Source organism: Bradyrhizobium sp. CCBAU 11434 (assembly GCF_028128895.1).
Lineage (GTDB): Bacteria > Pseudomonadota > Alphaproteobacteria > Rhizobiales > Xanthobacteraceae > Bradyrhizobium > Bradyrhizobium zhengyangense.
Genome location: NZ_LBJX01000004.1, coordinates 172,775 through 185,916, shown reverse-complemented (window position 1 = coordinate 185,916; position 13,142 = coordinate 172,775). Strand labels below are relative to the sequence as shown.

Genomic DNA, 13,142 nt, shown 5'->3' with positions numbered 1-13,142 from the left:
ATTCCGGGAGAATGACGATGCGCGATCGATTCTCCCGCCTCACAATGCTCGGTGCGAGCCTCGTGCTCGCGCTGTCCGTCTCGGCCATCGATTTGCGGGCCGAGGGCATACCGCATGGACAAACCGACCGGGCCTGCGGATCGCCTGCAGCGATCGACGATGGCTGGGAGATCGCCTCGCCCGACAACGTCGGCATGGACGCCGCAAAGCTTTGCACCATCGCCGCGCGGCTTGCGCTGAGGGCAACCGCGCTCCATTCGGTCGTGGTCGTCAGGCATGGCAGGCTCGTCTTCGAGCAATATTTTCCCGGCTACGACGAGCCTTGGGGACAGCCCCACGGCCAGTACGAATTCACCGCAACGACGAAGCACGACATGCGCTCGGCAACCAAGAGCGTGACCTCGCTGCTCATCGGAATAGCAATCGACCGCAAACTTATCGCAGGCGTCGATGAGTCCGTACTAAAATTCTTCCCCGACGCCGCAGCGGTGAAGCAGCCGGGATGGGACGCCGTCACGCTGCGGCATCTGCTGACGATGTCATCAGGCATCCAATGGGACGAGGCGCGGGACTGGACCGATCCGAAAAACGACGAGCCGCATCTCGTCTCTGAAGCCGATCCGATCGGCTACGTGCTCGCAAAGCCGATCGCCGCGCCGCCTGATGTACTATGGACCTATAACGGCGGCGGCACTGAGCTGCTCGGCAACATCATCGAGCGCGTCTCGAAACAATCGCTGGAGGCATTTGCACGCGAAGTGCTGTTCCAGCCGCTCGGCATCACCGACGTCGAGTGGAAGCCCTACAAGAACGGCAAGATCGCGGCGGCTGCAGGCCTGCGCTTGCGACCGCGCGATGCGGCCAAGATCGGCCAGCTCGTGCTCAATCGCGGTCAGTGGAACGGCCGGCAAATCGTCTCGGCCGACTGGATCGCGCAATCGATCACGCCGCGCTTCCAGGCGGTCGGCTATTTCGGCGGCACGTTGTTCTACGGCTATCAATGGTGGATGGGCCGCTCGCTGGCCGGCGTCAAGGAGATCAAATGGGTTGCCGCCTTCGGCTGGGGCGGACAACGCATCTTCATCGTGCCCGAGCTTGATCTCGTCATGATGACGACGACGGCGCAATACGGCCAGCCCAAAGAAGGCCTGGCTGCGATCGACATCCTCACCAATATCGTCATTCCATCCGTGCGCGAATGGCACTGATCACGAGGGAAGCGAGCATGAGCCTGAAATATACGATCGGCGACCTCACCATCCAGCGTATCATCGAGCAGGAGACGTCGTTCGTCCCGGCCCTGGAGATGTTGCCGGGCCTGACGCCTGAGGTGCTGGCCGAGAACCGGGCGTGGATGCGGCAGGCCAAGGCGCTGGACGATCAAGACGTGCTGATGCTGTGCTTCCAGTCCTATGTGGTGAAGACGCCGCACCACACCATCTTGATCGACAGCTGCATCGGCAACGACAAGCCGCGACCCAATCGCCCGAAATGGAACATGAAGACCGACGACACGTACATGCGCGCACTCAATGCCGCAGGCGTCTCGGTCGATGACATCGACTTCGTGATGTGCACGCATCTGCATGTCGACCACGTCGGCTGGAATACGCGGCTGGAGAATGGCCGCTGGGTACCGACTTTCCCCAGGGCGCGCTACCTCTTCGCCAAGCAGGAATACGATCACTGGTTCGCGGAGAATGCCAAGACCGAGATCCCGCCCTTCGCCGACAGCGTGCTGCCCGTGGTCGAGGCCTCCAGGCACGAGCTGATCAGCAACGACCACCAGATCGGCGATCATGTCCGCATCGTGCCGACGCCGGGCCATACGCCCGGCCACGTCGCCATCGCAATGGGACGCGGCAAAGACGACGCGGTATTTTCAGGCGATCTCATGCACTCGCCGCTGCAAACGCTTTATCCGGAGCTGTCGATCAAGTTCGATGTCGATCCGGCCAAGGCGGCCACGACGCGCCGCAGCTTCCTCGAGCGCTATTGCGACACCGACACGCTGTGTTGCACCGCGCATTTCCCCTCCCCATCGGTGGGGAAGATCAAGCGCAAGGGCAATGCGTTCGTGTGTACGGCGGTGTGATTTAGCCGAGATGCCGTAGGGTGGGCAAAGGCGCACCGTGCCGTGCCCACCCTACGAATCTACGATTCCACCCGCGTGGAGAAGGCAATGAGTGCACTTCCCGACATCCCCCTCGCCGCCGGCATCCGCTCGCGATACGTCGACGGCATCAACGGCCTGCGCATGCATGTGCTGGAGGCCGGCTTCGAGACCAAAGGCCGGCCCTGCATCCTGCTGCTGCACGGCTTTCCCGAACTCGCCTTCTCCTGGCGCAAGGTGATGCCGACGCTGGCGGCAGCGGGCTATCACGTCATCGCGCCTGACCAGCGCGGCTATGGCCGCACCGCCGGATGGAGTGCGGATTATGACGACGATCTCACGCCATTCTCGCTTCTGAACCTCGTGCGCGACGCGCTCGCACTCGTGTCGGCGTTCGGGTACAGGCAGGTCGATCTCGCCGGACATGATTTCGGCAGCCCTGTTGCGGCATGGTGCGCATTGATACGACCCGACGTGTTTCGCTCGGTGACGTTGATGAGTGCGCCCTTCGGCGGAGCGCCGCCGCTGCCGTTGGGCACAGCCGATGCACCGGCGATGCCTCCGGTCGAAGACCCCGTGCATCGCGAGCTCGCCGCTCTGCCGCGCCCGCGCATCCACTATCAATGGTATTACGCGACGCGTCCGGCCAATGCCGACATGCTGCATGCGCCACAAGGCGTGCACGGTTTCCTGCGCGCCTATTATCATCACAAGAGCGCGGACTGGACCGACAACAAGCCGTATCCGCTCAAGTCATGGTCGGCGAGCGAGCTCGCAAAGCTGCCGACCTATTACGTGATGGACCTCGGCGAGACCATGCCCGAGACGGTCGCGAAGGAGATGCCGTCGCGCGCCGCGATCGCCGCCAACCAATGGCTGCCGGATAGCGATCTCGCTTTCTACAGCGCCGAATATGGCCGCACTGGATTCCAGGGCGGCCTGCAGTGGTACCGCTACGGCACGTCGGGGATGCTCAACAACGAGATGCAGCTGTTTGCGGGCCGCAGCATCGACGTGCCCTCCTGCTTCATCTCGGGCAAGCAGGATTGGGGCACGTATCAGCGCCCCGGCGTGTTCGAAGCGATGCAAACGAGTGGGTGCACGAAGTTGCTCGGCTGCCACCTCGTCGACGGCGCCGGCCATTGGGTGCAGCAGGAGCAGCCCGCGGAGGTGAGCCGATTGCTGCTGCAATTTCTTCGCCGCGTCGCCACAGTCTCCGCAAACTGAGCAACGTCACCCTCCCGCCACAAGTCGTTAATCGGCGGTTCAGGGAACATTCGGCAATGTCTGACGTTGCGAGATACCGGAGCTGGGTCCGGCGACCATGGAGAACGACATTGGACAAGAAGATTGCCGGACTATTGGGAGCGGTGGCCGCGCTCGGAGGGCTCGGTACCGCCCAGGCCGCGCCGGCACCGACGGATGTCCTGCAGGCGAACTCATACGCCGACCTGTTGGAGCCGATCGCAAACGCCGGCGCCCTGCTGCAAGCGATCGATGAAGCGGCCCCGCCAAAAGCCAGCGAAAATGTCCAGGTGGCTCAATTTTATCACCACCACCACCACCATCATCACCACAGCTTCTATCGTCGTCGCTACTACGACTATGACGCACCGGTCGTGGTAGTCCCGCGATATCGGCGGTACTATCACCACCATCACCATCACCACCATCATCACAGCTTCTATCGCCGCGACTACTGAGGTCGCAGCTGCCTGGGAGTGGACGAACAGGACCTGCGGGTCCTGTTTGCTTTTGGTGACGGGAAATTGGGAAAGCTTGGCAGGTCCGCGGCAAGATCAGGAACGGCTATCCGTTCCGAGCCTTCTCCTTGGCCGCGCGATGCAGGTGGCGATAAGTGCCATCGAACACCGTATCGGATGACGACGTCCACTCGGTGCCTGCCGCCAGTTTGGGGCGATTGGTGTAGATCCGGCGAGCCTGCAGCTCGCGCTCGGCCGCTTCTTCCTCGCCCATGGGCTCGAGCTCGAAATTCGCTTCCTCGGGAATGACGATGATTTGCGCGAACGGCTCGTTGGGCCTGAAGATGTGGGTTCGGCCCTCGGCCGGCGCCTTGAAGACGCAAAAGAACATCATGGGCCACCAATTGCGGATCAGCGCAGGGACGGCAATCGGCACGGTGTCAGTCGGATCGGTATAGAATCGCGGATGCGGCTCGGTGCGAACAGCCATGCCTTTTGCGACCTTGAGATCGAGCAGGATCTGATAGGTGTAGAAGGCGTCACCGAACTTGCGAAACGGCGGCCATTCCGCGCCGCCTTCGGGCGGCTCACCCCAATCGGCCTCGAGCACCAAGCGACCCTCCCTGGTCGTGACGTGAAGCTCGAAATCATAGGGATAGAACAGCTCGATGCCGTATTGCGCGCCCTCGGAAAAGGGCACGCAGTGCCAGACCTGCTCACGCGAACCGTCAGCGCGTGGTTCGCGCTTGCCGGCCCATCCGGGGATTTCGAGCTTGGTGCGGCGCGGCGCCAGCCGCGGATCGTTCAGACGAAATTTGACCTTGTCCATCATTCACCCGTCCACCCACATCCAAAGATTCGAACCTGTACGTCGAGACCCGGTTCCGTACACAAAAGCGCCGATGTGACGGCCCTTGTGATGCAAGCCTTCGCGCGGCTCGCGTGAATTGACCCTGAACGAATTGCAGCCTATATCAGTTTAGAATCTTTCTAAACTACATCAGGCGCAGTCAGTGAAGAATTTTGCCGATTTGACCGAGCGTGAAGTGCTGGCGGTCGCGATTTCCTCCGAAGAGGAGGACAGCCGCATCTACATGACCTTCGCCGAGGACCTCAAGGAGCGCTATCCGGATTCGGCCAAGCTCTTCGAACAGATGGCGGAGGAGGAGCGCAGCCATCGCCACATGCTGCTGGAAATGTATGAGCAACGCTTCGGCCCGCACCTGCCGCCGATCCGCCGCGAGGACGTCAAGGGATTCCTGAAGCGCCGCCCGGTCTGGCTCGTCAAGAATCTGCCACTCGACACCATCCGCAAGGAGGTCGAGACCATGGAAATGCAGGCCGAGCGCTTTTACGTGAAGGCCGCCGAACAGGCCCAGGATGTCGGCGTGCGCCGTCTGCTCGGCGATCTCGCCGAAGCCGAGAAAGGCCATGAAAACACTGCCGCGAAACTGACAGACCAGATCCTGAGCACCGACGTGCGCGCGGAAGAAGACCGCACCAACCGCCGCATGTTCGTGCTGCAATATGTGCAGCCGGGCCTCGCCGGCCTGATGGATGGCTCGGTCTCGACGCTGGCGCCGCTGTTCGCCGCGGCCTTCGCCACCCACCAGAATTGGCAGACGTTCCTGGTCGGCCTTGCCGCCTCGATCGGCGCCGGCATCAGCATGGGCTTTGCCGAAGCGCTGTCCGACGACGGCTCGCTCACGGGGCGCGGATCGCCTTGGCTGCGCGGCATTACCTGCGGCGCGATGACGACGCTCGGCGGGCTCGGCCACACCGCGCCCTATCTCGTACCCGACCACTGGGCCAACGCATTCTGGATCGCGACTGGTATCGCCGGCATCGTCGTGTTCTTCGAATTGTGGGCGATTGCGTTCATCCGCGCACGCTACATGGACACGCCATTCCTGCAGGCCGTGTTCCAGATCGTGCTGGGCGGCGCGATCGTGCTGGCGGTGGGAATATTGATCGGGGCGGCTTAGGCGACGGTGATGAAGCGACGCCGTTCACATCTCGTCGCGACCGCGACCCTCGCCGGCGCGTTGATCCTGCTTGTGTCGAACGACGACGCGCACGCTACCGACGAGATCCAGGTCTACAACGCCGGCATCGCCGATGTCGGCCAGTTCACGATCCAGCAACACCTCAACTATATCGCGCTTGGACAGAAGAGCCCCCCGTTTCCCGGCGGGCTCGCCTCCAACCACAGCCTCAACGGCACGCCGGAATTCGCTTACGGCGTGACCGATTGGTGGGAGGTTGGCCTCTATCTGCCGTTCTCCATTCAGGACGAGCGCTTCTATTCGGACGCCTTCAAGCTGAGAACGCTGTTCGTCTCGCCGCACGCCGAACAACGCAATTTCTTCTACGGCGTGAACTTCGAATTCAGCAACGAGACGCCGCCTTTCTCCCAATCCCGTTTCTCGATGGAGATTCGCCCCATCATCGGGGTGCGGAACAGCGACTACGAGTTCATCGTCAATCCGATCGTCGACGTCCATTTCGGCAAATTTGCGGAGCAGCACTTCACGCCGGCCGCGCGCATTGCGCGGAAGTTCGGCGACGACCTGTTCGCAGGCTTCGAGTATTACAGCGATCTCGGCCAGATCGGGAACTTCGACAAGCTCTCCGACCAGCAACATACGCTTTTTGCCGTCACCGACTTCAAGGCCGGTGTGTTCGATGTGAACTTCGGCGTCGGCTACGGGTTGACGCCGGCGTCCGACCGCCTCGTGGTCAAGACCATCATCGGCTACGCTTTTCCGGTGCCGGGGCAGAAATCTGATGCCGACACACGCATGAGCAGCGGGCCGGTCAATCCGTTCATCCATGCCGCGACGCGAAGCTTCCAGCCCTGACCGGCGCCGCATCAACCTCAGGACCTCCATGATGCCCCAGCTGCAATACGGTACACCGGCCAAGGTTTTCCATTGGTGCATCGTCGTGCTACTCGCCGTGCAATATCCGATCGGCTGGCTGATGCCGGACCTCCATCGCGGCATGAGCCCGGGCGCCGGAATGACGTTTCACATCTCGATCGGGATCACGATCCTGGCGCTGACGGCTCTCCGCCTTGTCTGGCGGCTCGCTCATCCCGTCGCGCCCGAGAGCTCTCTTCCCGCCTGGCAGCGCCTGAGTTCCGAGGTCGTGCACTGGCTGCTCTACGCTCTCGTGCTTGCGACGACGTTCTCCGGCTGGGTGTTTGCCTCTTTCCGGGGCTGGTCCGTCTCGTACTTCTATCTCGTGCCACTGCCGATGCTCGCGTCCGACAACGCCGCCGCCGGCCGCACCATCGACGGCCTGCACCAGGCGATGGAATGGGCGCTTCTCGTCACCATCGGCGTTCATATCGCCGCGGCGCTGGCGCACATTTTCATCTATCGCGACAGTGTCATGCGGCGAATGCTGCCCGGATAGATGTTCCGGGCAGGTCAACCGCGATCAAACGGCGGTTGCGGCATCGGCTAAAACTGCGCATCATCGCAACCAATGAAGCGCAGGAGCATGTCGTGGCGAAATCAGAATGGAGTTTCAAGAGCGCGCTCGAGCTGTCGGCCGCGTTGACGGCAAAGAAGGTCTCGTCGGTCGAGCTCACGCAGGATGCGATCGGTCGCATCGAACGCCACGACGGCAAGGTCAACGCGATCTGCGTCCGCGATTTCGACCGTGCGCTCGATGCGGCACGCGCAGCCGACGCAGCGCTGGCCCGTGGCGAGCGCAGGCCGCTGCTCGGCCTGCCGATGACGGTGAAAGAATCCTACAACATCGCCGGCCTGCCCACGACCTGGGGCAATCCTGCGCAAAAGGACTTCATCGCCAAGGAAGATTCGCTGCCGGTGACGCGGGTGAAGGACGCCGGCACTGTCGTGCTCGGCAAGACCAACGTGCCGCTCGCGCTTGCCGACTGGCAGAGCTACAACGACATCTACGGCACCACCAACAATCCCTACGATCTCGGCCGCACGCCGGGTGGCTCCTCCGGCGGTTCGTCGGCGGCGCTCGCGGCCGGTTACGGCCCGCTTTCACTCGGCTCGGATATCGGCGGCTCGCTGCGCGTGCCGGCCTTTCACTGCGGCGTCTACGCACACAAGCCGACCTTCGATCTGTTGCCCTCGCGCGGCCATACGCCGCCGCCAGCTCCGCCACTCGCCTATGAGCGTGATCTCGCCGTGGTTGGCCCGATGGCGCGGAGCGCCGGCGATCTGTCCCTGTTGCTCGACGTCATGGCCGGGCCCGACCCGCTCGACAACGGCAAGGCCTACAGGCTCGAGCTGCCTGCGGCACGTCACAGCTCGCTGAAAGATTTCCGCGTCCTCGTGGTCGATACCGATCCGGTGCTGCCGACCGACGCCGCCGTGCGCGGGAGCATCAATACGCTCGCCGACAATCTTGCCAAGGCCGGTGTCAAGATCGAGCGCAATAGTCCGCTACTGCCGGATTTCGCGGCGTCCTCGCGCCTCTATATGCGAATGCTGTTGTCGTTCCTCGCCGCCAGCTTCTCTCCCGAATTCTACGCAGGCGCAGTTGCAGCGGCGGCCACACTGCCTGCCAGCGCCGACAGCCTGCAGGCTGAACGCCTGCGCGGTATCGCGCTCAGCCATCGCGACTGGCTGATAGCGCGCGGCGGCCGGACACGGCTGCGCGCGGAATGGCACGAGCTGTTCAAATCCTTCGATGCCGTGATCTGTCCTATCATGCCGATACCGGCCTATCCCCACGATCACTCGGAGGACCAGGAGCAGCGCCGGATCAGGATCGACGGCAAGGAGCACGTCTATACCGACCAGCTCGCCTGGCCCGGCATCGCCACGCTCCCCGGCCTGCCTGCGACCGCGATCCCGACGGGTTTTGCGCCGGATGGACTTCCGGTCGGCGTGCAGATCGTCGGCCCGTGGCTGGAGGACCGCACACCGCTCAAGCTGGCTGAGTTGATCGAGCGTGAGTTCGGCGGGTTCGTGCCGCCGAAGATGTTTGATGATTGAAGGCCTCATCCCAGGGAGAGGAAGCACCATGAGCCAGGACCTCGAACAGCTCACCGCACTCAACCGCGACTATGTCGCTTCCGTGCAGAACTGTGACGTCAATCGCTTCGACGAGATCCTGGCGCCGGAGTTTTACTGCTCCAACCCTGATAAGACGCTGGTCGACCGCGCCGCCTTCCTGGAGCAGACCGCACGGCCGATCGCGATCCGGAACTTGCACGCGTTTGACGTCATCATCCGCATCATGGGCGACTTCGCCATCATCCACGCGGCGACGAGCTACACCACGGCCGATAGCCAGCAGTCGACCGGGCGATATACCGATTGCTGGGCGAAGAAGAACGGGACGTGGCTGGCGGTGTCGGCGCACGTGTCGCGGTGAGGTGGGCCGTCCTCACACTCTGCAGTCAAGCCGGGCGATGACAGCTGTGTTGAGGCGGCCCCTTTGAGCAGCAGCACCTAGCTATCAAACACGATCACGCTGCGTAGCGTCTTGCCGGCTTTCATGCTGGCAAAACCCTCGTTGATCTCGCTCAGTTTCAGCTTGGCCGAGATCCAGTCTTCCAGGTGCAGCCGGCCGCGCAGGTAGAAATCCACCAGCCGCGGCATGTCGACGCGGAAATGGTTGGAGCCCATCGACGAGCCCTGGATGCGGCGCTCGCGCAGGAAGTCAAAACCGTGCAGCTCGATCTTCTGGCCGAACGGGATCATGCCGACAATGGTGGCGGTGCCGCCCGAGGCGAGCATGGCGAAGGCCTGCTCGGCGGTCTCCTTGCGGCCGAGCACCTCGAAGGAATGATGCACGCCGCCATTGGTGAGATCGCGCACCTGCTTCACCACGTCGCCGTCGGCGGGGTTGATGATGTCGGTCGCGCCCAGCTTGGTTGCGAGCTGAAGCTTGGCAGGATTGGTGTCAATGGCGATGATGCGGCCGGCACCGGCGATCTGCGCGCCGTTGATCGCGGCCATGCCGACGCCGCCGCAGCCGATCACTGCCACGGTCTCTCCGGCCGTGACCTTCGCCGTATTCACCACCGCGCCGTAGCCGGTGATGACGCCGCAGCCGATCAGCGCGGCGAGATCGAGCGGCATCTCCCTCCTGATTTTAACGATGGCGTTCTCGTGCACCAGCATCTGCTCGGCGAAGGACGACAGATTGAGGAACTGGTGCAGCTTCTCCGGCTTCGACCACTGCATCCGATCTGAGACGCCCGGCAGCATCTTCACCGTGGTGTCGGTGCAGAGCACGGTGCGGCCAGTGGTGCAGTTATCGCAGGTGCCGCAGAACACAGACAAGCAGGTGACAACGTGATCGCCGGGCTTCACATAAGTGACGTCGGAGCCGACCTGCTCGACGATGCCGGCGGACTCATGGCCGAGCACCGCGGGGAGCGGATGCGGATAAAGGCCTTCCATGAAGTGGAGGTCGGAGTGGCAGAGACCAGCGACCGCGGTGCGGATCAGGACCTCGCGCGGACCGGGCTTGGGCAGGCTGACATCCTCGATGACCAGCGGCTTGTTCACTTCATAGAGGACGGCGGCCTTCATCGAATACTCCCTATCGCATTTCTTGTTTGATCGTGGAGCGCAGCCTACGCCGCCAGAACGAGTTCGCCAACCTCGCTCATGCCGGCATCGCGATCACCGAGCAGCAGCGATCCGATCTTAGCCTGCGTGGCATTTTCCGTCAGCCGGAACGGATCACTCGGCGACACCCGGTGGTCGATCACCAGCCGCGACAGCAGCAGCCGGCGCGCATCGCCGCGCATGTCGTGGATGCGATGCGCTTCCCAAGCGAGCGCGACGGCGCTGGCGACATGATAGAGCAGGCTCGTGGCCCGGCGCGCATCCGCCTCGTTCTCGGACTTGCTGGCGACCTCGCGCGCAAATCCGACCGCGCGATCGACGAGGCTGCGCAAATTGTCGCGCCAGGTCTGAGGCACTGAGGCACTGTCATCGAGACGCGCATGCAGATCGGCGGCAAGCGCGGATTCGGCGCCATGGCGGCCGACGGCGCGCCGGAGCGCATCGATCGCGACGATGTTGCCGGTGCCCTCCCAAACCGAGCCGAGATGCGCATCCCGCAGCAGGCGGGGCGTGGCGAATTCCTCGACATAGCCGATGCCGCCGCGCATCTCGAGCGCATCGCCACACACCTTTCGTGCATCGCGCGTGGCACGAAATTTCAAGGTCGGTGTCAGGATGCGCAACAGCGCCGCCGCGTCCTGGCTACCGGCCTCGGCCCGGTCGAGCGCGTCGGCGGTGAGAAAACTCATCGACAGTGCCTGCTCGACCGGCAGCATGATCTTCAGCATCTGCCGGCGGCCGAGCGGCAGGTCGATGATGCGGCTGCCGAATACGACGCGGTTCCTCGCGACCGTCATCGCATCATGATAGGCGCGGCGCATCAGCGCGGTGGATTTGACGCCATTGGACAGCCGCGACGAGTTCACCATCTCGGCCATCTGCACAAAACCGCGATCGAGCTTGCCGACGGCATAAGCGATTGCGCCTTCGAGCTTGATCTCCCCTGATGCCATCGAGCGAGTGCCGAGCTTGTCCTTCAGGCGCACGATCCGGTAGTGGTTTTGCGAGCCGTCGTCGAGGAAGCGCGGCATCAGGAACAGGCCGACGCCGCGCGTGCCGGGGCCGGCGCCCTCGGGGCGCGCCAGCAGCATCACCACTTTTGCATCGGCATTCGAGCAGAACCATTTCTCGCCGTGGAGTCGCCAATGGTCGCCCTCCTGCACGGCGCGCGTTGTCAGCGTGCCGACGTCGGAGCCGCCTTCCTTCTCGGTCATGAACTGGCCGCCCTGCGTCAGCTTGCTCATGTCCGTCGAGGTTAGGCCATCGAGATACTTTGCCTTCAACGCGTCACTGCCGAAATTCGAAAGCAGCTTGGCGCAGCCATCGGTCACATTGATCGGGCAGCCCATGCCGAATTCGGTCTGGTTGAAAAGAAACGTGAAAGCGTGTTTTGCAACGACCGGATATTTATCCGGCCAGCCCATGATGCCTTTGCGGATCGACAGCGCGTGGATGCCGAACTCGCCGAAGGCGGCGTTCTCCAGCTCGCGATAGGCCGGGTGATATTCGATCCACTGCACATCGCGGCCGAACTTGTCGCGCTGATGCAGCACCGGCGTGTGCCGGTCGGCAAGCCGCGCGCATTCGTCGAGACGGCCACCGGCGAGCTCGCCGAGGCGGTCGAGATGCGGCTCGATGTGACGGAACAGCGCCTCCGGCAGATGGATGCGCAACAGATCCGTCAGCGCCTGATCGGCGCGGTAGAAATTCATGCCCGACGTATCCGGCGCCAGGAGGCCCGACGGCTCGGCCGCGGCATGCTTTGGCTGCGCGGTGACCGGCTTGTGCATGATCGTCCTCTTCGCTTCCGCCCGGTGGCAATTCTTATCGCTTGCCGCTTGAGATGATGTCGATCATGCTCCCGTCGCGAGAGCCGATAAAGCTGCAAATTGTCAGGGAGGCATGATCGCCGTGAAGGAGCAATTCGCTCTGCGGAATTGTGATCGGCCAGCCCGGGGCCGCGGCTGGTTGTCCGCGATGGCCATGCCTAGATCAACGCTGTCCCGTCCCCGAGAGATCACGCCAGAGACCACATCATGGAACATCCGAAATACAAGATCGCCCTCATCGTCGGTGCCGGCGAAGGCCTGAGCGCCTCGCTGGCGCGGCTGCTGTCGGCGCAAGGCATTCGCGTTGCGCTGGCCGCCCGCAAGATCGAGAAGCTGGGTGCGCTCTGCAGCCAGACCGGCGCAAGGGCCTATGCCTGCAACGCCACCGAGCCTGAGGAGGTCGAGCGCCTGTTCGGCCTCATCGAGCGCGAGATCGGCACGCCCGACCTCGTCGTCTACAACGCCTCTGGCCGCGCACGCGGGTCGTTCGTCGAACTCGTCCCGGCCGACGTCGCGAACGCAATCGCGGTCAGCGCCTATGGCGGCTTCCTCGTGGCGCAGCAGGCCGCAAAGCGCATGGTGCCGAACCAGCACGGTGCGATCCTGTTCACCGGCGCCTCGGCCAGCGTCAAGGGTTATGCGCTGTCGGCTCCGTTCGCGATGGGCAAGTTCGCGCTGCGCGGCCTTGCGCAGAGCATGGCGCGCGAATTGTCGCCGCAAGGCATTCATGTCGCGCATTTCGTGATCGACGGCGGCATCCGGAGTGCGACGCGCACGGAAGCGGCGGACAAGCCGGATTCGATGCTGGATCCCGATGCGATCGCCGAGAGTTACTGGAACGTGTTGCAGCAGCCGCGCAGCGCCTGGAGCTGGGAGCTGGAGCTGCGGCCTTGGGTCGAGAAGTTTTAAATTGGGTTTGTCATTC

General features: G+C 63.3%; 13 protein-coding genes. 10 read left to right on the top strand and 3 right to left on the bottom strand.

The window, feature by feature from the left end; all coding sequences use genetic code 11:
• Positions 1-17 precede the first annotated feature (17 nt).
• The 4 genes from XI06_RS06590 to XI06_RS06575 all read left to right on the top strand — a co-directional run bounded on the left by XI06_RS06590 (position 18) and on the right by XI06_RS06575 (position 3,816).
• A complete protein-coding gene (locus XI06_RS06590; RefSeq protein WP_271604861.1) occupies positions 18-1,208 on the top strand; it encodes a serine hydrolase domain-containing protein in 1,191 nt (396 codons plus the stop codon).
• Between the two features lie 17 nt (positions 1,209-1,225).
• Entirely contained in the window at positions 1,226-2,095 is an 870-nt protein-coding gene (locus XI06_RS06585; RefSeq protein ID WP_237870897.1) for an MBL fold metallo-hydrolase, read from the top strand.
• A gap of 87 nt (positions 2,096-2,182) precedes the next feature.
• Positions 2,183-3,340, top strand: coding sequence for an alpha/beta hydrolase (locus tag XI06_RS06580; protein WP_271604860.1), 1,158 nt, complete (start codon positions 2,183-2,185; stop codon positions 3,338-3,340).
• Between the two features lie 110 nt (positions 3,341-3,450).
• Positions 3,451-3,816 carry a hypothetical protein gene (locus XI06_RS06575; protein ID WP_237864014.1) on the top strand — a complete coding sequence of 122 codons (366 nt, stop codon included), beginning with the start codon at positions 3,451-3,453 and terminating at the stop codon, positions 3,814-3,816.
• 106 nt (positions 3,817-3,922) lie between these two features.
• Here the strand turns inward: XI06_RS06575 and XI06_RS06570 are convergent, their stop codons facing one another.
• Entirely contained in the window at positions 3,923-4,645 is a 723-nt protein-coding gene (locus tag XI06_RS06570; protein WP_271604914.1) for a hypothetical protein, read from the bottom strand.
• A 184-nt stretch (positions 4,646-4,829) separates the two neighbouring features.
• Between XI06_RS06570 and mbfA the strand changes: the two genes are divergently transcribed.
• The 5 genes from mbfA to XI06_RS06545 all read left to right on the top strand — a co-directional run bounded on the left by mbfA (position 4,830) and on the right by XI06_RS06545 (position 9,183).
• Positions 4,830-5,801 carry an iron exporter MbfA gene (gene mbfA / locus XI06_RS06565; RefSeq protein ID WP_237864015.1) on the top strand — a complete coding sequence of 324 codons (972 nt, stop codon included), beginning with the start codon at positions 4,830-4,832 and terminating at the stop codon, positions 5,799-5,801.
• 9 nt (positions 5,802-5,810) lie between these two features.
• Positions 5,811-6,677, top strand: a complete 867-nt coding sequence (locus XI06_RS06560; protein WP_237864016.1) for a hypothetical protein — start codon at positions 5,811-5,813, stop codon at positions 6,675-6,677.
• A 28-nt stretch (positions 6,678-6,705) separates the two neighbouring features.
• Positions 6,706-7,236: a cytochrome b gene (locus tag XI06_RS06555; RefSeq protein ID WP_237864017.1), complete on the top strand. Its 531-nt coding sequence runs from the start codon at positions 6,706-6,708 to the stop codon at positions 7,234-7,236.
• Positions 7,237-7,328: 92 nt separating this feature from the next.
• Positions 7,329-8,801: an amidase gene (locus XI06_RS06550; RefSeq protein WP_237870893.1), complete on the top strand. Its 1,473-nt coding sequence runs from the start codon at positions 7,329-7,331 to the stop codon at positions 8,799-8,801.
• Positions 8,802-8,829: 28 nt separating this feature from the next.
• Positions 8,830-9,183, top strand: a complete 354-nt coding sequence (locus XI06_RS06545; RefSeq protein WP_237870891.1) for a nuclear transport factor 2 family protein — start codon at positions 8,830-8,832, stop codon at positions 9,181-9,183.
• 77 nt (positions 9,184-9,260) lie between these two features.
• On the opposite strand, the gene XI06_RS06540 is transcribed toward XI06_RS06545, so the two are convergent.
• Positions 9,261-10,349 carry a Zn-dependent alcohol dehydrogenase gene (locus XI06_RS06540; protein WP_237870889.1) on the bottom strand — a complete coding sequence of 363 codons (1,089 nt, stop codon included), beginning with the start codon at positions 10,347-10,349 and terminating at the stop codon, positions 9,261-9,263.
• Between the two features lie 44 nt (positions 10,350-10,393).
• The gene (locus XI06_RS06535; protein WP_271604859.1) at positions 10,394-12,178 is read right to left on the bottom strand and encodes an acyl-CoA dehydrogenase family protein; all 1,785 of its coding nucleotides are present in this window, start codon (positions 12,176-12,178) and stop codon (positions 10,394-10,396) included.
• 246 nt (positions 12,179-12,424) lie between these two features.
• Between XI06_RS06535 and XI06_RS06530 the strand changes: the two genes are divergently transcribed.
• Positions 12,425-13,126 (top strand): SDR family NAD(P)-dependent oxidoreductase, encoded by a 702-nt coding sequence (locus tag XI06_RS06530; RefSeq protein ID WP_271604858.1) that lies wholly within the window; start codon positions 12,425-12,427, stop codon positions 13,124-13,126.
• Positions 13,127-13,142: the final 16 nt, after the last annotated feature.